The following is a 21,763-nucleotide window of genomic DNA, read 5'->3' on the forward strand; positions in this document are numbered from 1 at the left end:
TTATTCCAAATTTATGGAATTATTCCTAATTCAAGATAATTTATTTGGCATGAGTCGGATATAAGAAAATTACGTCATTTTGAGTGTTTTTGCGATAGCAAAAATGTATCGAAAAACCTGCCGGCAAGGCAGGCAAGTAATTTTCTTGCAAAATCCTGTTCGATACAATTTTTCTTCATTTCATTACGAAAAACCACTCAATTTGACGGATTTTGGTTGATGAAAAATGATATCGAATTCCCGTTATTTAAACTAAAAACCTATTGCTTTTCCAAAACCATCCGGCCGGAATTCCCGAAAACCAATACCAGGTCCAAACTGTCAAAGCTGTATCCAAACTGGGCAAAGGTCTCATTGGGCACCTGGGCTTCCGCAATGGCATTATAAAAAGCTGCAGCATATTGGGTGTCCGCAACCTCAGTGGTAGTAGAAAACTCAAGCATGGTCAAGGTACCTCCATCCAATTCATACCGCCCTTGAAATTGGTTTCCCGGGGTTTCCCCAGAGAAGTTGCCATCCGCAGCAAAAGAAATGGAAATGGTTTCGTCCGCTGGTGAAAACTGGGTCAGTTGCTGTTGCGAAACCTGAATTTCAGTAATCCTCCACGTTCCTGAAATGGGATTGTCCTGCGAACCGTCATCGGAATCGCTACAAGCTCCAATACTTAAAACGAGGCCCATCAATAGCCATAGGAATAGTGTTCTTTTCATTTGGGGTGTTTTTAATTAAACGCTACTTCGACCAATTGTTTTTTGTTACCGCGTTTGGCATAGAACAACATCTGGTCTTCATTTCTATCCACCAGGGGCTTGGAAACCATTAGGGGCAATCTTGCCTCTTGATTGTCTATGATCTTTTTGTAGGCCATCTTTCCATTTTCATCCAAAGAAATGGCAAACACGTTTCGGTTACGGCTCAACCCCTGTCTGAATACCAGTCGTTCCTCATTGATCAATTGGGGGTTTTCTGCCGCGGTACAGATAAAAAAGAAGGTTTTTCCATTTTTGGTGTAGGCACTGTAAGAGGCATAGGACTCATCGCCCTGGGTAACTTCGGACTTATTAATATTTCGTGCCCAGAGCATATTGCCATCGGCATCCAGCTTCGCACTCACAATGTCATTGTAATGGTAGCGGTCCACCCGCATGCGCTGTCCTGCCCCGGTCCTATGCATGCTATGGGTCACAAAATACTCTTCGGCATTGAACAGGATTTCGTTGTTCGGCGTAACATCCACACTTTTAAAAATGAGGTTTTTTACCTCCTTGTCTTCCTCCCTACCAAACTTATCGTACATAAATTCCTGGGAGAAGGCATTGTATTTTTCTTTTTCTATGGCAAGGGTATTGGCGTTCAGTTCGTAATAGGCCAATCCGTTGTACCTATTGTCTTTTCGGTCGGCATAGAACCCTACATATTTTAGATCGTTGCCCTTTAGAATGGGGTACAGTGCCTCTGGGTATTTTCCAGGGGTATTGAAGTGTTGCGTTGAGGAGGAGGTGTTGGATACCTTGACTACTTCGTACCGGAATTTTCGTTCTTCCGCTTTAAAACGTCGCTTCTTAAAATAGGCTTTGCCCACTAAATAGGCCGTGCTTAAATCATTGGAAAGCGTCAATTGCTCAAAGGCATAGTTTTTTTCCTCGGCTTCCTGCGAAAAATCATGTTCCCAACGCTTGTTCAAATGGGTATCGAAAAGGTGCAGCGTATGTTTACTTTCTTTTCCCTTGGTATGGTGCGTACTGATCACAAATCCATTTTTATCGGAATCGAAGAGCAAGGTGGTCGTAAAACCGTTGGAGAAATTTCGGTTGTAATAGTTCTTCCCGTAGGCGCCTTCGACCACTTTGGATTTTATACTCAATATTTTTTCCTTGGTGAAATTGAAACTGGTAGTGGCGCTTTGGTGTACCCAATATTCATATTGTTCGCGCTCATAATCATAATTGAAAAAAATGAGACGTAGCACCCCATCCTTGATGAAGCCATCCACAAATTGCATGTCCCTGAACTTGTAGTTGTATTCCTCAATTAGGTTGAGATCTTTATCATAGCGTTCCAACAAATATCCCTTGGGCCTTAGAATAAGTCCCTGAAAATAGGAACGGACCAAAATATACCCGCCATCACCGTCCTCGGAAATGGTCAGTAGATTGGAATAGCGATGTCTATCGGTGAATTTTTCGCCAAAGTCATACGCAATTGGCATTTCTTGGGCATATCCAAAAAGGGTGATGCATCCCAATAAGGAGAGTAGTAGGTTTTTCATTGTGGGGTATTCGTTTAGGGCTGGCTAGTTGCCGGGGAAATCTGCTTTGCGCTTTTCCAAAAAGGCCGTGGTACCTTCCTTGAAATCCCCAGTACCAAAACAATGGCCAAACGCATTGATTTCAACAGCGTAGCCGTCCTCTTTAGGTTTATAACCCGCATTGACCGCTTTTATTGCCTGTGCAATGGCCACAGCGGAGTTGTTTGTGATTTTTTGGGCCAATTTTCGACAAAGTGCCAACAATTCTTCCTGCGGCACCACATAATTCACCAATCCATAGTGTAGGGCCCGTGGGGCATCCATCATTCCTGCCGTCATTATCATTTCCATGGCAATCCCTTTTCCCACCAATTGGGGAAGTCGTTGTGTTCCCCCATAGCCGGGGATAACTCCAAGGGAAACTTCGGGCAGTCCCATTTTGGCATTAGCACTGGCCACCCTAAAATGACAGGCCATGGCCAGCTCCAGTCCACCTCCCAAAGCAAAACCATTGACGGCGGCAATTACCGGGGTAGCGAGGTCCTGGACAAAATCGAACAACAATTCCTGCCCTTTTGCGGCCAAATGGCCCCCTTGCGCTACATTAAAATGTGCAAACTCGGAAATATCGGCCCCCGCAACAAAAGCCTTTTCCCCACTTCCGGTAATGATAATGACCTTGATTTCCCCATCCTCATCCAACTCCTTAAAAGCCTGATGGAGTTCTTCTATGGTGGCCTTGTTCAGCGCATTGAGTTTTTTTGGTCTATCGATGGTAATGGTAGCAATATTTCCTTCCTCTTCGATGTAGATGTTGTCGTAGTCCATGTTGGTGTTAGGTGTTAGGTGTTAGGTGTTAGGTGTTAGGTGTTAGGTGTTAGGTGTTAGGTGTTAGTAAAAATACTTAAACCATCAACCAACCTCAAATAACCTTAGCCTATTCTTTGGGAAACTTGACCGTAAAGACGGTACCCTTGCCGAGTTGGGAAGTAAAGCTAATGGTGCCCCCATAATTTTCAACAATATTGCGCACCATACCCAAGCCCAGGCCCATACCGCTTGTTTTGGTGGTAAACTTGGGTTCAAAGATTTTATCCTTGAAATCATCCCGGATGCCCACTCCATTGTCCGCGACCTGTATTTTCACCTTATCCGCATCGGAAACAACGGTCACCAAAATTCTTGGGGAGTCCACATTAATCATCGCCTGAATGGCGTTTTTTACCAAATTGGTTACAATACGAATGAGTTGGGTACGATCTACTTTTGCAATGATTTCTTCCTCATCACAGATAAAATGGATATACGGTTCATGAAAAATATCGAGGGCCAATTTGGTGACACTCACAATGTTCAAGGTCTCCTTCTGCTGGGCCGGCATATTGGCAAAGTTTGAAAAAGCAGAAGCAATATTGCCCATGGTGTCTATTTGTTGTACCAGGGTTTTGGAAAACTCCTTGACCTTTTTCCCTATTTTGGGATCTTCGGGATCAAACTTGCGCTCAAAACTTTGTACGCTCAGGCGCATGGGTGTCAATGGATTTTTAATCTCATGGGCGACTTGTTTGGCCATTTCCCGCCACGCCTGTTCGCGTTCACTACGGGCCAATTTTGCGGCACTGGCCTCCAATTCGTCAATCATATTGTTATAGGAATCCACCAGCTTTCCTATTTCCTCGGTCGGATTTTTAAGGAGGATTTTCTCGTTCCGTTTCGTCAGTCCCGTAATATAGAGCTTATCGGAAACCGTCTGCAAAGATCGCGTGATATACTTGGAGATGAAATAGGCAAAAACAATGGCCGCCATAAGCATCAACAGGTACACCCCTCCCAGTCGGATCAAAAACTCCCGAAGCTCCATATTGTTAAAAGAATTATCCTCAAAATAAGGTAGGTTCATTATCCCTATCGGCTTGAATTTTGGGTCGTTGATATAGGTATAGGAAGCTTGATAATTGTCCCCGGCAGTGCGTTTTTCCTCCACATACCTTCGTGCTGAGCTCATCGCCAAGCTATTTAATACCTCAGCATCCAGGCAATTGGACAAGGAATCGGCTTCAAATGCCGGTTTGGAGCTTTTAATAAGTTCCCCCTCCAAATCATAAATATTGAAGTTTACGTTTTGGACATCAGCGATCTTATAGATCTCATCCTTAAAAATATGGCCCAGGTTCTTGGTGGAAGGTTCATAGGTGGTCTCATTGAGCACATAATTAATACTTTGGAGAATCTGATCTTCCTTGCGTTCCAAACGGTTCTGGTGGTAATCGTTGGACTGCTCGCGATATTGGTAAATGGTCACCCCGGCAATTAAAACCGAAGCAATGACCACCAATAGGATCATGGTGATAAAAATTCGGGAACGAAGGGACAGTTTTTTGAACAAGCTTTGGCAGATTTTGAATTAAGAGCCTGTTTGGGAATTTGTGATTGGAATTGTTATAGGCCATTTTTGTGCGGAACGAGGCACGACATAGCGAAAGCTATGGGCGAGCCGGAGCGATGGAAAAGCATAGCCATAGTTATGGACTAAAATTTTAACAATGTGCCGTGCAAAAAGGGACATAAGAAAACAATTGACAAATTCCCAAACAGACTCTAAAGTTAACAAGAATCGAACCAAATTAAGTACAATCCCAAATTTCAAGATCAAGTTCAACTTCGTTTAGAATTGAACTTGATGCTTGAACATAAACTTTTTAATCAAGCATCCGGATTTTTCTCCCGAATCCTTTTGTACAGCCGAATCCCCAACATGAGCAAAACGCCCAGGACCAAAATCCCCACCACCCCATAAATCCAGTTGAAGGCATTCTTTAAAATCACCAAAAAGGTGACCGCAAAAAGCACCAGGGTGGCCACTTCATTCCAAATTCGCATAAAGTGCGAGGTATATTTTACCTCGTCCCGCTGCAACTGTTTGAACATTTGGTGGCATCGCAAATGATACACAATGAGCAAAACCACGAAGGCCAGTTTTACATGCATCCATGGTTGTTCCAACCAGTCGGGCATCAAAATCAACAACCAAATGGCAAAAAGCGTACATAAAATGGCCGAGGGCCATGTGATGATATACCACAGCCGTTTGGTCATCAGTTTTAGCTGCCGGGTCAGGATTTCCCTTTCTGGAGAAGGTTTTGCATCCGCTTCAATATGGTAAATGAACAAACGGGGAATATAGAAAAGCCCTGCGAACCAGGTCACCACAAAAATCAGATGCAATGCTTTTATATAATTGTAAATCAATTTTTCACCTTAGTTGTTAACCCTACTGAACCAAAGGCCAGTACTTACAAATTTATAATTGAACCGCCCCAATACCGGCCTCCCACAGTTTTTTGTTGTACGCGGGGATTTTAGCATTGATAAAGGCTTCTCCCCTTTGCTTCAATGCTGACCATTGTCCATCCAGTTCCGCTTTTCTATCCACGGAAGATTGATTCACCCTTGGAATGGAACTGTTTGTGGCATTGATCAAAAAAAGATACTCCGCCGTAAATTTATTGGGAAAGTTCTCCACATCGTCATAGGCTTTGGATTTTCGCTGTACCATCTCCATATCCCATGCCTCCAATTCTTCCATTAGGGCTTTTCCTTCTTTTTTGAGGTCCTGGCCCTGCATTTTTTCCAGAACCGTTTTTAACTGCTGCTTTGCTTTAAAGAGTGTATTCACCATATGATGCATTTCGGTAAGTGCACTTTCGGCCTTGTCCATAAAGGCATCATAGGCTTTGTACTGATCTGGGTTGGTTTCGTAGGATGGCACTTCCTTAATGATCCCTTTGGTTTCCAATACCTTTCCATCCACTTTTAAGCGGACGGTATACTCCCCAGGGATGGCTCGGTGACCTCGATAACTCGCTTCAATATAGGTGTCCATTATACCGGGCATCAGTGCATGGCCCATATCCCATACAAACCGATTCAGTCCTTCTTTTTTGTCCAAAATCGGGGCAGGTGGTGGCCCACCGTCATAGCGTTTGTACTTCGTATCCTTTTTTGAGGAAAACCGGTTCACCAGTTTTCCCGTAGCATCCAGAATCTCCATCTCAATTTCGGTGGAATCCGATAGCTTGGGCAACTCATAATACAGCACCATTCCATTGGCCGGATTTACGCCAGTAAAGGCCTGACTTCCTGTAAAACCGTCGGAATTCCGATTCAAGGCGCTTCCCCATGCCCCATTGTAAGCGGGTTCGGGTTGATACAAAAACGCCTGCTTTTTTGGCTTTTCGTATTGCGCCAAGGTACCGAGGTCATCCAAAATCCAAAAGGATCTTCCCGAAGTGGCCACAACCAAATCCCCTTGATGGACCTTAAGATCCAGAATCGGGGTCCTGGGCAGGTTCAATTGCAGGGGTTCCCACTCCTGTCCATTGTTCCAGGATACATATATCCCTTTTTCGGTTCCTACATACAACTGTCCCTTTCGATCTTGATCCTCACGGATCGCACGGGTAAAGGACCCATAGGGAATCCCCGAACTGATATTGGTCCAGGTCTGTCCATAATTGGTGGACCTGTACACGGCAGGGGCATAATCATTGAACTTGTAGCGTGTTGTCGCAATATAAACGGTTGCGGGGTCGTGGGGAGATACTTCCACGGCATTGACCAGGCACTCTGCCAAACCTTTTGGGGTAACATTGTCCCAGCTTTGCCCACCATTTTTTGTGATATGCACCAAGCCATCGTCACTTCCTGTATAAAAAACACCTTTTTCATGGGGTGATTCCACCATATAGGCTATGGTACCATAATTTTCGGCCCCTACGGCCTCGTTGGTATAAGGTCCCCCTCCATTTCCCTGTTTGTCATCCTGATCCCTAGTAAGGTCCGGGGAGATTTCCTCCCAGGTCACCCCATTGTCCCGGGTGCGAAGCACCAATTGTGCACAGTGATAAAAAGTACCCGGTTCATGTTTTGACCATAAGATCGGTGCATTCCAATTGTAAAGGTATTTCATATCCCTGGCCGCCCGTCCCAAATATTGAATCGGCGCTGCCATGACTTTAGTAGAAGCTTTGGAATGGGTGTCCAATAGGTTAATGGTCCCCAAATAACTGCCCCCCATAACGTATCTTGGATCATCCGGATCGAAAGCCAAAAAGGCGCTCTCCCCACCGGCGGAATACGTCCAGTCTTCGCGACCAATACTTGATCTGCCCAGGGAAAGGCTGGCTATTTTGACCGAAGTATTGTCCTGCTGCCCCCCATAAATATGGTAGGGGAACTGGTTATCGACATTAATACGATAAAACTGTGCCGTGGGCATGATGTTCTGTGTAGACCAACGCTTACCATAATTGAAGCTAATGGCAGCACCCCCATCATTGGCGATCACCATATTGTTGGAGTTGTTTGGATTGATCCACAGGTCATGGTAATCCCCATGCGTTCCGGAAAGCCGCTCCCAGGTTTTGCCGCCATCAATGGAGCGCAGGGCCGGAGCGCTCAACACATAGACCACGTTTTCATTGTTAGGGTCCGTAAAAACTTCAATGTAGTACCATGTCCTTTGCGTTAAACGGTTATCCCCACTTACCATTTGCCAACTTTCCCCTGCGTTGTTGGAAACGAACAAGCCTCCTTTATCCTTATCGGAATCGCTCTCTACCAAGGCATACACCTTATTGGGATTGGCCGGGCTGACGGCTATGGCCATTTTCCCCTTTTCTTTGGGAAGTCCCTTTTCTATCTTTTTCCACGTCTCTCCCCCATCAACGGATTTGTAGACCCCACTTCCTTCCCCACCACTAATGACCATATTCGGTTTGCGCTGATGGTGCCAAAGGGTGGCATACAATACTTCCGGCACATGGGCGTCCATGGAAAGTTCCGAACAACCGGTCAATTCATTGACAAAAAGTACGTTTCTCCAGGTCTTGCCCCCATCTGTCGATTTGTAAATGCCCCGTTCCTTGTTGGGTCCAAAAAGTGCCCCTTGGGCCGCTACGTAGACCACATCGGGATTTGTGGGATGGATAACGATCCGTGCAATATGTTGGGTGGCTTCCAGACCCATTTTTTTCCAGGTTTTCCCCGCATCTATGGATTTGTATACCCCATCACCATAGGAAGTCATAACGCCCCTGGGCGCATGTTCCCCCATGCCCACATAGACGATATTGGGGTTTGAGGCCGAAACGGCGACCGCCCCAACGGAACCCATTTCAAAAAAGCCATCCGATATGTTGTCCCAATGCTGCCCGGCATCGGTGGTCTTCCAAAGTCCACCCCCCGTAGTTCCCATATAGTAGGTCATGGGGTCTCCCACCACACCTGTGGCGCAAACGGAACGCCCTCCCCTAAAAGGACCAATATTTCGATATTTTACCGGTTTAAAATACTCTTCCGCCGTTTGGGCAAAAATGCCTAGGGTCATTACGAAAAGGCAAAGGGTAACTACTTTTTTCATCTGGTTGGTTTTAAGAAAAAATCAATCTACAATCCCCATCTTATGGAGTAAAAAACTGGCGTTCATATTTTCGCAGACGCCTTCTTTAAAGGTATAATCAAAAAAGAGTTCGTCATTAACTATTTGAGCATCAAAATAATAATTCTTTACCGTTTTTAAACTGTCGGCGACCTCACAAAGGCTCAAATCATGTGTGGCAATGAGTCCCGTAGTCCGCAAACCCACCAATCGTTCAATAAATTTTTTAGATCCCGCGGCCTTATCCGTACTATTGGTTCCCTTTAAAATTTCATCCAGGATAATAAAATAGGGTTCCTCGGCAATAGTATCGATAATGTATTTCAATCGTTTCAATTCACTAAAGAAATAGCTTTCATCATTGGTCAGGCTATCGGTTGTCCGCATACTGGTAATCAGTTTTATGGGGCTATAGCTTGCCTGCTCCGCACAAACGGGCAGTCCCATATTGGCCATGACCAATTGCAGCCCCACGGTACGCAAAAAAGTGCTCTTCCCCGCCATATTGGCCCCTGTAATAATAAAGAATTCCTCTTTGGCAATGGAAATGGGGTTTGCCACGGCAACATCCACTTTTAACAAGGGATGGGCGGCGGCCTTACTTCGTAACACATAGTTCGATTCCTCGATTTTGGGAAAGCTATGGTTGGGATGGTTAAAGGCATAATTGCCCAGGCTATTGTAGGCATCAAAAAATGCAATGGTCGCAAACCATTTTGGAATTTGTTCCTTGTAGGACGAAATCCAATCCTCAATGGATTTTGAAACAAACAGGTCCCGAAGTAGAAAACCATTCCCCAAAATACCGATGATCAGATTGTTCCGTTGGTCGAGGGCATCCAAAACCCTGGAGAACTTTTTTAGAATGGAGGAACTGGAATTTCCTTCAGTGGCCACGGCATTTCTTCTGCTTTTCAAAACTTCCGATGCAAATTTGTGCTGCTCCAACAGCTGCAACAGCTTGGCATATTGCCTTAAGGTACTCTGGGCTTTTGTAGTTTGGGCGGACAGTTGGTTGATTTTGGGCAAAAAGGCCCCCGTAATGGCCAAGCCCAACAAGAAAACCCCAAATACCGCATAGCCGGAAACGTACCCCAAAAAGTAGGAAGCCCAAACTAAGAGGGAAAGCAGGGAAAATCCAATACTCATCCCGTGCATGGCTGAGGGGACAAAGGGTCGGTACCCGCCCAACCACCGCACCACGGTGTCCGAGTCCACTTCCGTCCTTACCAAAGAGCCAACCGCCGTAAAATGTTGCCGCCATTCCGGTATTTTGGATAGCTCCTGAATGGCTTCCTGCTTTTGTACAATGTTGTTGATATCATTGGAGAGCATTGTAGCGGCCAACAGATCGGACCCACTTTTTAAGGCAGTACGATTGCAATATTGAAAGAAGGATCCCCTACCAAATAAATCGATATCCTGACTGAATGCATGTGTGGCATCCTGATAACCCTTGCCATCCGGTAGTCCGTAATACTCATGGTTCAGGACATTGAGCTCCCTTTTGTTTTGAAGCTGCAGATTTTGAATTACATCCCGTTGGTATTTCAATTTTTGATGACGAACCACCAAAAGCACAAACAGGGGAATGGCAAAAACCAATATGCCCAAAAGCACATTCGTTTGGGACCAACTCAAATATATCGCGCTGATAATCCCTAAAAACAACACTAGGCGCAGCACACTGGAAGCATTCAATTTGGTTTTCAAAGCCGTTAGGCTTTTCCCGTGTTCCACCAACTGTTTTTTATAAAAGGCCTGGGGGTCGTTCATAGGTGATAAGCAATCCGTCTAAGTGCTGCAATAACGGGAATCCTTTTCACATGGCAACATGGTACAAAACAATTTTACCGATGGTTCTGCATGGGCAACAGCCATGAACTTTGAATTCCAATCCTAAATTCAAAGCACCGATTTGAGGGGCAAAGTCGGGATAATCCCTTTTGGACCAACCCAAAATGAGCATCCCCCAACACTACCCGGTCAACGCATTTGCGTTTACTCCTCCGTTATGCTTAAATATTCCAACCCAAGCCTGTTGAATTCGGAATTGAAAGCCTTCATTTCTTCATCGACCAAGGCATCAAAGTTCTTTAGTTGTGCATTGATCTTTGTGGTCATTTCATTCTTTACGGCAATATCCTGCTCCGTTGGCGGAAAATCATCCAAACTTACCAAGCTGTTTAAATGCGCCAATTTATTGGTCAGTCGGATCGGAAAGTTCAGTGGGTCCTGGTTACTCCTATTTTTGGTTTGGTAGAGTGCTTTTTCAATATCCCCAAAGCCTTCCTTCATTTTTTTGGCCTTTTCCACCAAGGATTTGGTCGCCTCATCATCCGCATATTGTTTGGTAAAAGCATCCAGTTTTTCATTGATCTTTCGAATCTTCTTAATGGATTGGTGGGCTTTGTCCACCGTCTCGTTGATACTGGTAATGAAATCGTATTGCTTTTGCATATCGGTTACGGAAACTTCGGCCCTTGGATCGGGAAGTATGATAAAGTTTTCGGTCTGCACCGCACCATTGACATTTAGGCTCACCTGATAATCTCCCGGAACTGCTTTTGCCCCATTAAGATTGGCCCACCATAAAATCATTCCCTTTAGGCGTTCCGCCCCTTTGCCACGGGTATCCCAATTGTGGGTATTACCGCCTTTTTCCAGGGTCAATTGTTTTTTCTTGTCCTTGGCCTTGGTACTGAAATTGGCCAGGGTATCCCCAGACCTACTTAAATAGGTCAATTGTACCGTATCCTTTTCCTTATCAAAATCCTTAAGGTAAAAATGGGTGATCACTCCCGCGGGATGGTTTTGGCCTTCGGTCAAACTGGGTTTGTCCTTTGGTCTTGCCGTTCCTTTGGTTCGATAGGAATCCTTGGGGGCAAATAGTTTCATTTTTGCTCCCGAATCATTGGAATTCAACTGGTGCAATACCGTTAAATCGTCAATGATCCAAACGCTACGCCCCTGTGTGGCCACCACCAAATTATTGTCCTTTAGGACCAAATCCGTAATGGGTACAATGGGCAGGTTCAATTGGAATTTCTCCCATTTGGCCCCATCGTTAAAGGAAATGTACATCCCTGTTTCCGTGCCGGCGTACAACAATCCTTTGCGCTTGGGATCTTCGCGGACAACACGGGTAAAATGTTCATTTTCGATTCCGTTGGTGATTTTCGTCCAGGTTTTTCCGTAATCCGTGGTTTTGTAGAGATAGGGTGTAAAATCCCCCAATTTGTAACGGGTGCCGGCCACATAGCAGGTGCCCTCGTCAAAAGCGGAAGGTTCCACGCTGTTGATCATCATCCATTCCGGCATTCCCGACGGGGTTACATTCTCCCAATTTTGCCCTCCGTCCTGGGTGATATGGATAAGTCCATCGTCACTACCAACCCATAGCAACCCTTCTTTTAATGGGCTTTCCTGGGCCGCAAAAATGGTACAGTAGTATTCCACTCCCGTATTGTCCTGGGTAATTGGCCCACCACTGCTGACCAATTTGGTGGGATCGTTTCGGGTGAGGTCATCACTCAATCGCGTCCAGCTCTGTCCTTCATTTGTACTTAAATGTACATGGTTACTGAAGGTATATAGTTTTTTGGGGTCATGCTTACTGAAAATAATGGGGAAGTTCCACTGAAAACGATATTTCATGCCTTCGGCGCCATAGCCCATGGGGTTATCGGGCCATACGTTGATACCGCGAACGGTTCCCACATCATGGTTTACCCGGGTCAGAAACCCGCCATAACTGCCTCCATAGACAATATCGTTATTGGCGGGGTCTACGGCAATATGGGCGCTCTCCCCGCCAGCGGTACGCTCCCAATCCTCCTCACCGATACCTCCGCCATCGGAACGATGGTTGATCCGTACGGTGCTGTTATCCTGTTGGGCCACATAAATACGATAGGGAAATGCATTGTCCGTGGTCACCCGGTAAAACTGTGCCGTGGGTTGGTTGTAATAAGTACTCCAGGTTTCCCCACCATCATAGCTCACCTGTGCGCCACCATCATCACCAATGATCATCCGTTGGCTGTTTTCCGGGGCAATCCACAGATCGTGATGATCCCCGTGCGGGGCATTAAAGGTATTGAAGGTTTTTCCGCCATCGGTGGATTTGTGGTAACGTACGTTCAACACATAAACCACATCCTTATCTTCGGTATCGGCATATACACGGGTGTAATACCATGCCCGTTGACGCAATTTTCGTTCGCTGTTGACCTGCGTCCATTTTTTTCCACCATCATCCGAGCGATACAAGCCTCCCTTTTCCTTGTGCTCCACAATGGCAAATACGCGTTCTGAATTCACTGGGGAAACGGAAACCCCTATGATTCCCAGGGTATCTTTGGGAAAGCCTTCATTCTTTGAAATCTCGGTCCAGGTATCGCCGCTATCCGTACTCTTCCAAAGGGCGGAACCCTCACCCCCACTACTCAGTGAGTACGGGGTGCGCTGGGCACGCCAGGTGGAAGCATATAAAATCCTTGGATTATTGGGGTCAAAGGTCAGATCCACCGCTCCAGATTGGTCGTTGACAAAAAGGATCTGCTTCCAGCTCTTGCCCCCATCCGTACTTTTATACACCCCCCGTTCTTTGGTCGGTTTGTAAATATTTCCCAAAACTGCGGCATATACCGTATTGTAATCCGTGGGATGCACCCGAATTCGAGGGACATGCCTACTTTTTTCCAATCCGGCTTTTTCCCAGGTTTTTCCCGCGTCCACGGTTTTCCAAATACCATAACCACTGGATACATTGCCGCGCAATGTTTTTTCACCTCCCCCAACATAAATGACGTTGGCATCGCTTTTGGCAACTTCCACCGCTCCGATACTTCCGCCGAAATATCCATCCGAAATGTTTTCCCAGGATCGGCCGCCATTTAAGGTCTTCCAGACCCCTCCCCCGGTTGCGCCAAAATAGAAGAGATTGGGATTTCCAGGAACCCCGGTTACCGCCGCGGACCGACCCCCACGAAAAGGACCCACCAGGCGGTACTCCATACTGGAATACAAATCGGCGGGGATTTCCGGTGCGGTTTGGCCTTTCTTTCGTCTTTGGGATTCCCCGGTAATGGTAAATAAACAGAGGGCAAGCAAGGTGATGCCTGCTTTGGTCAATAGCGGTTTCATTTATGTGTTCTTTTGAATTAGTCGTTTCTAAAAGTACTGAAAAAGGAGGAAATAGTATTACTAATATTTTGTACTTTCAATGGCTTCATTTGTAACTTCATTGGCTTGATAAATGACCTGTTCCATGTATAAGTACCTTTTTTTACTATCGCTTTTATTCGTTTCGATATCCTGTAAAGAAAACAGCAAATCCCATGGGGAAGCTATTGAAAATAAGGTTGCGGAAGAACAAAAGTCGGAATGGACGTATCTGTTTGATGGAACCAGCCTGGACGGTTGGCGGGGCTACGGCATGGATGCCCTTCCCCCAGGGTGGACCATTAAGGACAGCACCCTGACCTTTGACACGGAACTGGGCCTAGAACAAAATTATACGGGCGGTAAGGATATCATTTATGGCGATGAGGAGTTCGACAATTTTGAACTATATCTGGAATGGAAACTCCCCGAAGGCGGAAACAGCGGTATATTCTACCATGTGAAAGAGGGCTATGACGGCCCTCCCGTGGTGTCCCCGGAATATCAGCTGATCGACGATGAGAATTATGCCAGCATCCATGACCTAACGGCATACAACGAACAATTTGGGGCGGAACATCCCGAATTATTGCAGGACTGGCAGAAGACAGGAGCCGATTATGCCATGCATGTTGCCGATGAATCCCAAAAGGAACTGAACCCCGTTGGCGAGTGGAATTCCTCTAAAATTGTGTTCACTCCCGAAAAAGTGGAACATTGGCTCAATGGGAAAAAGTTACTGGAATTTGAACCCTGGTCGGCCGATTGGAACGAAAAGAAGAATTCGGGAAAGTGGGATAATGCGCCTGATTATGGGAAATACAAATCCGGCTATATTGCCCTTCAAGACCATGCCAGTCCGATCTGGTTCAGAAATATTAAAATCAAAAAATTATAACCAAAGATGAACAAACGCGATTTTCTAAAAAAGACCGGAATTGGAGTGCTGGGCGCCATGGCGGCCCCTTCCTTGCTTAAAGCACATACTATGGGCCCAAACGACCGATTACGAACCGCACATATTGGTGTAGGAAATATGGGGGGAGAAGACCTTAGGGATATTTCATCCCATCCAAAAGTGGATGTAGTCGCACTTTGTGATGTGGATGCCATCAACCTTTCAGCGGCGCGCAAGTTGCATCCCAAAGCCCGGGTCTTTTTTGATTATCGGGTGATGCTGGATGAGATGAAGGACGAAATTGATGCCGTAATCGTTTCCACTCCAGACCATACCCATGCACCAGCTTCCTTATTGGCCATGAAAATGGGAAAAAACGTATACTGTCAAAAACCCTTGACCCATTATGTGGCGGAATCCCGCGCCATGAAAAAAATGGCTGCGGAGAAAAATCTGGTCACCCAAATGGGGATTCAGGTACATTCCTTTTACGATTACAAACTGGCCACCTTGTTGATCCAGGATGGCATTATTGGCAAAGTACATACCGTACATGCCTGGAGTCCAAAATCGTGGGGGTATAACGGTTCGGAACCGGAAGGGGAAGACCCCGTACCTGCGCAGTTGGACTGGAACCTGTGGTTGGGGACCTCCGCAAAACGCCCGTACAAGGAAGGATATTACCATCCGGGCAACTGGCGTAAATTAATGGATTACGGCTGCGGTACCCTGGGTGATATGGGCGTCCATATTTTTGATACGCCGTATAATGCCCTTAATTTAGATGTGCCCATGACCGTTAAAAACGAGTGTCGCGAACCCAACGGTTTTGGTTTTCCCGAAAATAATATCGTTACCTATGAATTCCCGGGAACGGACTATACCGGAAAGACCTTAAAATGGATTTGGTATGATGGCCCCGGCATGCCTCCTGCCCATGAGGATTTGGTGCTTCCGGGAGCAAAAGACATGGCGAAATCGAAACAAAAGACAAAAAATGACATTTCCCTGGATGCCGGAGTGGCCGAAGAAGGGCAACTCCCCGAACAAGGCGCCATGTTTGTAGGGACCAAAGGTCGACTGTTGTTGCCCCATTTTATGCAATTGCCCAAGAAAATAGTTCGGGGCAAATATGTGGATATTTCCAAGGATATTGCCAAACACAATTTGGGGGAACCCATCCGCAATTATGCCAGTGAAGGCCCAAAACACTACCACCAATTTGTGGATGCCTGTTTGGGCAAAGGGGAATGTACCGCACCTTTTGCGTATGCGGCCCGACTTACGGAAACCATCCTTTTAGGGGTGATTGCAGGACGCTTTCCCAACCAGACACTACATTGGGATGCCGCCACGGCACAGTTTGCGGAAACCGAGGCCAATCAGTATTTGGCTGGGGACTATCGGGAGTTTTAAGGCCCCTCCGCTCCCGCTATCGCGGGACCACCTCCCCTTGACCAAGGGGAGGAGCTAACAGTAGCACACTGAGCTCGAATTCCCCTTATCAAAAAAACATAGCTCCCCTCCCTGAGCAGGGAGGGGTGTTTTACCTTTGGTGAAACGGGGTGGGTCGCCACAAAAACCCCAGCTTTTTTATAGGAAAACCTTAAATCATTCCCGTCATTTTTAATTAAAGTACGGTTTGGTTATTTTGGTGGTACTATAATTCCCTCTTAAATTCAAAATTGTTTTGACCCGACCACAAACCATCCAGATTTTTTTACCCGACGGCTCACCGCGAAGTGTAAAGATTGCTGAAATTACCAATCGCGTAGTCAAAGCTATTCTTGTACCAAGAAATAAGTTGGAATACATCTCTACAAGACGAGAACTAAAAAACGTAGGTATCTATTTTCTTTTCGGAGAATCAGAAGAAAAGGCAAAACCAATAGTCTACATTGGAGAAGCCGAGGACTGTCTAGATAGGTTAAAGCAACAAAACAAACAGAGAGATTTCTGGAATTATGCAGTTGCAATGGTTTCCAAGACCAATGCATTCACTAAAGCCCATGTAAAATATCTAGAACATATTGCTATAAAACTGGCAATAGATTCTAATACCTATGGGACAGAAAATGGCACTCTACCTAGTACACCATTCATAACAGAGTCTATGGAGGCCGATTTGCTGGATAGCTTTGATACCATTAAGATTTTGCTATCTACGTTGGGATTTCCGTTATATGAAAAAGTGGATAAATCTCTTATAAATGAAAAAGAATTGCTTTTCATCAATGGGAGAGAAGTCAAAGCAGAAGGTGATTTAATAGATGATGGCTTTGTTGTATTTAAAGGATCGCAGGCTAAAAAAGATACTGTCCCCAGTTGTCATCAATATTTAATTACCCTTCGGCAAAACCTCATTTCAGCTGAAATTTTGGTTGACAAAGGTTCCTACTATCATTTTGAGAAAAATTACATTTTCAACTCCCCAAGTACCGCGGGAGGAGTAGTTTTAGGGAGGTCGACCAATGGTTGGAAAAAATGGAAAAACAAAGAAGGAAAAACATTGGATGAACTTAAACGCCACTAAACAAATAAAGATTTGTGGATATCTAACATTTATTAGGGCAATTTACATTATATACTTTTCAAAACAATAGAGCCAATCCTTGAACAGGACTTTTTTTCAAATCTCATTTTAGAAAATAAAGAACTTCTCTAAAAAAAACTAATTTTGTCATAAGGTGACAAGTTTATAATTACAAGTCAAATGAAACAAAGATTTGGGGAATATATTCGTGAATTGCGCACAAAAAAAGGAATGACACTGACTCAACTGGGTGCCAAACTTGAACTAGACTCTGCCAATCTAAGCAAAATTGAAAATGGAAAAAGAGAGTTTGATGAGAAGAGGTTAGATCTTCTAGCAACTGTTTTCAATTTAAGTTTAGATGAACTCAAAACAGAATTTTTTAGTGACCTGTTTGCTAAGAAGCTTTATGAAAATAGTTGCTCTACGAAAGCTTTACATGTTGCAGAAAAAAAAGTAAAGTATCTGAGACAGATGAACGTTAAACAGGAAAGTCTAAAACTTTAAAACAAAGATGTCAAAAAGCTTGAATAAATATCTCAACAAAGTTATACAAGGTGATTGCCTCGTGGAAATGAAAGGAATTCCAGACAAGAGTATCGATATGATTCTTTGTGATTTGCCATATGGCACAACCCAGAACAAATGGGATTCTGTAATTGATTTAGATAAGCTTTGGAAAGAATATTATAGGATTATAAAAGATAATGGGGCTATAGTACTGACTTCCCAAGGGATTTTTACGGCAAAACTAATTCTTAGCAATGAAAAGCATTTTAAGTACAAAATTGTATGGATAAAATCCAAAGCAACCAATTTCTTAAATGCCAAGAAGCAACCTTTGAGAAAACACGAAGACATTTGTATTTTCTATAAAAAACAACCCATCTATAACCCTCAAATGTCAGAAGGAGAAGCATATGACAAGGGTTACAGAAAAGACCAATTAACAGGTAGTTATGGTGATTTTAAATCTAATCACGTGAAAAGTAACGGAAAACGATATCCAACTGATATTATTGCCCTCGAGGAAAAAGCTACTGACGATTATGTTTATATAAAAACAGCAGAATCAGAAGGGGAAGTATATCACCCAACTCAAAAACCTGTTGAACTTGGGCGTTATCTAATCAAGACCTTTACAAAACCAGGAGATATAGTTTTGGATAATGCATGTGGTAGCGGTAGTTTTCTTCTTTCCGCTATTCTTGAGAATAGAAATTTTATAGGAATTGAAAAGAATGAGGATGTCTTACTTCATAAAGTTAAAGAAGTAGATTATATCAAAATATGTACAGATAGAATAACTGCAACACTTAAGAAAAAAGAAGTTAAAAAAACGACTTTACGCCTTTTCAATGAACCAATACTTAAATACCACACATTAAATTATGAAGCTAAACGAAAGGTCTTGGGCGGGACATGTAATTAGTTGGATTAAAGAATCCATCAATAATGGTTCTACAATTTTTCAAGAAGCAACCAATGATGAAGGTATAAAAGTTGCACATGGAAAGACTAGATTTCCCGATGTTTTGGTTTTCATAGACAAAACAGCTGGTATTGTTTTTAACGGTTGGGAATTAAAATTTCCGGACACTTCACCAGATGATGAGGAAATGTTAATAAATGCTCTTGAAAAAGCAAAATTCTTAAAATCCGACTCATTCGTAACTTGGAATGCGAATCAGGCGATAATATGGGGAATAGCTGATCACACTTATGAATTAGAATATCTATATGAAGTCAAAAGATATAATCCTTCCAAAAATATCACAAAACGTTCTGATTTAGACAATAGAGTTTCCTATCTAAAACACGAGGCCGAACTAAAATCAACTTTAAATGCCTTATTGAGCGACTTAGCTAGTTTGTACAGAGAAGGAGTGATTAAAGAAGCAATCAATATTTCTTCTGATATTGTTTTAGGTATTAAAAATTCGGCAGATTACTTAATACCCTTATTTCAAGAAATCATTGAAAACAAAGTAAATTCGGATTTGGCTTTTCAAGCCGAATATGCAAAATGGAAAATATTAGAAAAAGCTACACTTAACATATTAAGAACTTCTTCAAGAAGGAGAGAAAACGTAGTAGAAACACAAGTTTTAGCAAAGTTCTTTTTTTACAAAGTAATAGGTAAAATACTTTTTTATCAGACACTCAGTAAAAACTTGCCACAATATATTCCACCGTTAGAAATTAATCATGCTACACCACTAAAGGAACAACTAAGAGCATTGTTTGAAAAGGTTCGAGAAATTGATTTTCAAGCAGTTTTCGATACAGATTTCACAGATAACTTGCCTTTCAGTAATGCAGTAGAGAATATCTTAAAAAACTTAATAGAATTACTAAGGTCATATGATTTTAGAATATTGCCTTCAGAAGTTATTGGTACTATATTAGAAAATTTAGTTCCCCAATCCGAACGCCAAAAATTTGGACAGTATTTCACGCCAATAATACTTACATATTTGGTTTCATTGTCAGCATTAAGAACCAGAGAACAAATTGTTTACGACCCGACTTCTGGAACTGGTTCTTTTCTAGATACTTTTTATAAAATAAAGTTTAATCTTGGAGAAACTGACCATCAAACTCTACTATCCCAAATCTGGGGTAATGACATTTCTCATTTCCCAGCAATACTTTCTGTTATCAATCTATATAAACAAGATGTTAAGAACTCAAACAATTTCCCTAGGGTAACAAGGCAAAATTATTTAGACCTCAGACCAGAAAGTGTCTTATCGTTTCCCGACCCTCAAGATGGAACTACCCTGATTGATGAAGGAATGCCCTATTTTGATGCCATAATTAGTAACTTTCCGTTTATTCAACAAGAGGATATTCAGAATGATTTGTTAAGTGCCCAATTTGAAGATGAATTTGAGATTACTCAACCCTCTCTTTTGAAAAACAACAAATTTGAACTAAATGAAAGGTCAGATTACTTTGTTTATTGTTTTTATCATTCTTTGAAGTTTTTAAAAGATGGAGGGTTTCTTTCGGCAATTAGTTCAAATGCTTGGCTTGGCAAAGAATATGGAATACAGTTCAAGAGTTTTCTGCTAGACAATTTCAGTATAAAATATGTTGTGAGAAGTAATGCGGAGCATTGGTTTAAAGATTCTAAGGTAAGCACAATATTTACTACTATTCAAAAAGGTTCATCTGATTCGCCAACCAAATTCATTACAATAAACTCTAAGTTAGAGGGATTGACCGAAAATATGAGCATTGAGGAAATAATCGATTATTTCAGGAATTTTTATTCGGAAATTGATAATTGTGATTTGGAAGGCAATGATAGTTGGTTAGCTGATTCACAGTTTGAAAATGCATATCACAAGACAGATGGAACTGCAACGGTTTCCATTATTACAAAACAACACTTGTTAAACCAAATTGATTCACAAGAAAATTGGAATATTAATTTTACTGCGGAAGACCCACTACAGCAATTTCAAGATACCTTAATAATTCCTTATCCTGACCTAATAGACAGTGGCAGGGGAACAAAGACCTGCTTTGATAACTTTCATATTTTAAAACAAGAAACAATAAATAGATATCGAATAGAAAGTGATGTATTGCTTCCAATCCTTAAATCAAATCGTGATGTAGCATCAATAAAACATAATTTGACAGATGACTATAAGCTTTTTGTTTGCGATAAATCAGAACAAGAAATCAGTGATAACTTTCCAGGAACTCACAGGTGGCTAAGAGTAGGAGGTCAAATGACAAACCAACAAGGTATTCCCCTTCCTGAAAAATTTGTTAGGATTGATGGACGGGAGCTTTGGTATTCGTTATCACCTGAAGAGCCAGCAAATATTTTTATTTCAATCAACCCAAACAAGAGATTATTCTTTGGGTTTTCAGAAAGCTTTATTAATTTAAACCAACGATTTACAGCTATTCGAGTTCCTGAAAATGATGTGAAGATTTTTGCTGCATTGTTCAATTCAATTCTAAGTCTTTTAGTTGTAGAACTTAATGGAGTATCTCGCAGTCTTGGAGCATTGGATTTAAATGCAAATTTTTTTAAAACAAAAATGAAAATACTAAATCCTAGTCTCATAGACAATCAATCAAGGATGAGAATAATTGAGGCATTTAATCCACTTTCAGAAAGAAATCAACTAGATTATGACCAAGAATTTGCCCAGCGTGATAGAAAGAGTTTTGATGAAGTAATATTTAGGGAATTCGGATACGACATAGGGTTTATTCCCAAACTTTATCAATTGCTTTGCCAAACTATGGAGGACAGGATAGAAATGAAAAATAGATAATGCCTTTTTATTCTCTTCAAATACAAATCAAAACGATTAATGACCAAAGTAGAACTGATTATTGTTGAGCATAATAAGTTACCCTTAAATTGATATAATTGTTTAAGTATAATAAGAATTCAATCCTAACAGAATTAAAGTATACACTCATAGAACAAAATTGATATATAAATTT

Annotated in this window: 14 protein-coding genes; 6 read left to right on the forward strand and 8 right to left on the reverse strand. The window is 42.8% G+C overall.

Annotated elements, in window-relative coordinates; translation table 11 throughout:
* Positions 1-260 precede the first annotated feature (260 nt).
* The 8 genes from L0P88_RS08950 to L0P88_RS08985 all read right to left on the reverse strand — a co-directional run bounded on the left by L0P88_RS08950 (position 261) and on the right by L0P88_RS08985 (position 13,835).
* On the reverse strand, positions 261-710 hold the full coding sequence (locus L0P88_RS08950) for an META domain-containing protein (protein ID WP_247134252.1): 450 nt from the start codon (positions 708-710) through the stop codon (positions 261-263).
* Between the two features lie 11 nt (positions 711-721).
* On the reverse strand, positions 722-2,269 hold the full coding sequence (locus L0P88_RS08955; protein WP_247134253.1) for a hypothetical protein: 1,548 nt from the start codon (positions 2,267-2,269) through the stop codon (positions 722-724).
* Between the two features lie 24 nt (positions 2,270-2,293).
* The gene (locus L0P88_RS08960; protein ID WP_247134254.1) at positions 2,294-3,076 is read right to left on the reverse strand and encodes an enoyl-CoA hydratase/isomerase family protein; all 783 of its coding nucleotides are present in this window, start codon (positions 3,074-3,076) and stop codon (positions 2,294-2,296) included.
* Positions 3,077-3,185: 109 nt separating this feature from the next.
* On the reverse strand, positions 3,186-4,592 hold the full coding sequence (locus L0P88_RS08965; RefSeq protein ID WP_247134857.1) for a sensor histidine kinase: 1,407 nt from the start codon (positions 4,590-4,592) through the stop codon (positions 3,186-3,188).
* Positions 4,593-4,951: 359 nt separating this feature from the next.
* Positions 4,952-5,497: a CopD family protein gene (locus L0P88_RS08970; RefSeq protein ID WP_247134255.1), complete on the reverse strand. Its 546-nt coding sequence runs from the start codon at positions 5,495-5,497 to the stop codon at positions 4,952-4,954.
* Positions 5,498-5,549: 52 nt separating this feature from the next.
* Positions 5,550-8,669, reverse strand: a complete 3,120-nt coding sequence (locus tag L0P88_RS08975; protein ID WP_247134256.1) for a WD40/YVTN/BNR-like repeat-containing protein — start codon at positions 8,667-8,669, stop codon at positions 5,550-5,552.
* Between the two features lie 21 nt (positions 8,670-8,690).
* Positions 8,691-10,463: a MutS-related protein gene (locus L0P88_RS08980; RefSeq protein ID WP_247134257.1), complete on the reverse strand. Its 1,773-nt coding sequence runs from the start codon at positions 10,461-10,463 to the stop codon at positions 8,691-8,693.
* Positions 10,464-10,688: 225 nt separating this feature from the next.
* A complete protein-coding gene (locus L0P88_RS08985; RefSeq protein ID WP_247134258.1) occupies positions 10,689-13,835 on the reverse strand; it encodes a WD40/YVTN/BNR-like repeat-containing protein in 3,147 nt (1,048 codons plus the stop codon).
* A gap of 124 nt (positions 13,836-13,959) precedes the next feature.
* Between L0P88_RS08985 and L0P88_RS08990 the strand changes: the two genes are divergently transcribed.
* From L0P88_RS08990 to L0P88_RS09015, 6 genes are all read left to right on the forward strand, one after another.
* Positions 13,960-14,751 carry a DUF1080 domain-containing protein gene (locus L0P88_RS08990; RefSeq protein WP_247134259.1) on the forward strand — a complete coding sequence of 264 codons (792 nt, stop codon included), beginning with the start codon at positions 13,960-13,962 and terminating at the stop codon, positions 14,749-14,751.
* 6 nt (positions 14,752-14,757) lie between these two features.
* On the forward strand, positions 14,758-16,167 hold the full coding sequence (locus L0P88_RS08995; protein WP_247134260.1) for a Gfo/Idh/MocA family protein: 1,410 nt from the start codon (positions 14,758-14,760) through the stop codon (positions 16,165-16,167).
* Positions 16,168-16,441: 274 nt separating this feature from the next.
* The gene (locus L0P88_RS09000; RefSeq protein WP_247134261.1) at positions 16,442-17,284 is read left to right on the forward strand and encodes a GIY-YIG nuclease family protein; all 843 of its coding nucleotides are present in this window, start codon (positions 16,442-16,444) and stop codon (positions 17,282-17,284) included.
* 180 nt (positions 17,285-17,464) lie between these two features.
* On the forward strand, positions 17,465-17,791 hold the full coding sequence (locus L0P88_RS09005) for a helix-turn-helix domain-containing protein (RefSeq protein WP_247134262.1): 327 nt from the start codon (positions 17,465-17,467) through the stop codon (positions 17,789-17,791).
* 7 nt (positions 17,792-17,798) lie between these two features.
* Positions 17,799-18,716 carry a DNA-methyltransferase gene (locus L0P88_RS09010; RefSeq protein WP_247134263.1) on the forward strand — a complete coding sequence of 306 codons (918 nt, stop codon included), beginning with the start codon at positions 17,799-17,801 and terminating at the stop codon, positions 18,714-18,716.
* Positions 18,676-21,588: an N-6 DNA methylase gene (locus L0P88_RS09015; RefSeq protein WP_247134264.1), complete on the forward strand. Its 2,913-nt coding sequence runs from the start codon at positions 18,676-18,678 to the stop codon at positions 21,586-21,588. Before L0P88_RS09010 ends, L0P88_RS09015 begins: the two co-directional genes overlap by 41 nt.
* Positions 21,589-21,763 lie beyond the last annotated feature (175 nt).

The sequence above is a fragment of the Muricauda sp. SCSIO 64092 genome, assembly GCF_023016285.1.
Classification (GTDB): Bacteria; Bacteroidota; Bacteroidia; order Flavobacteriales; family Flavobacteriaceae; genus Croceivirga.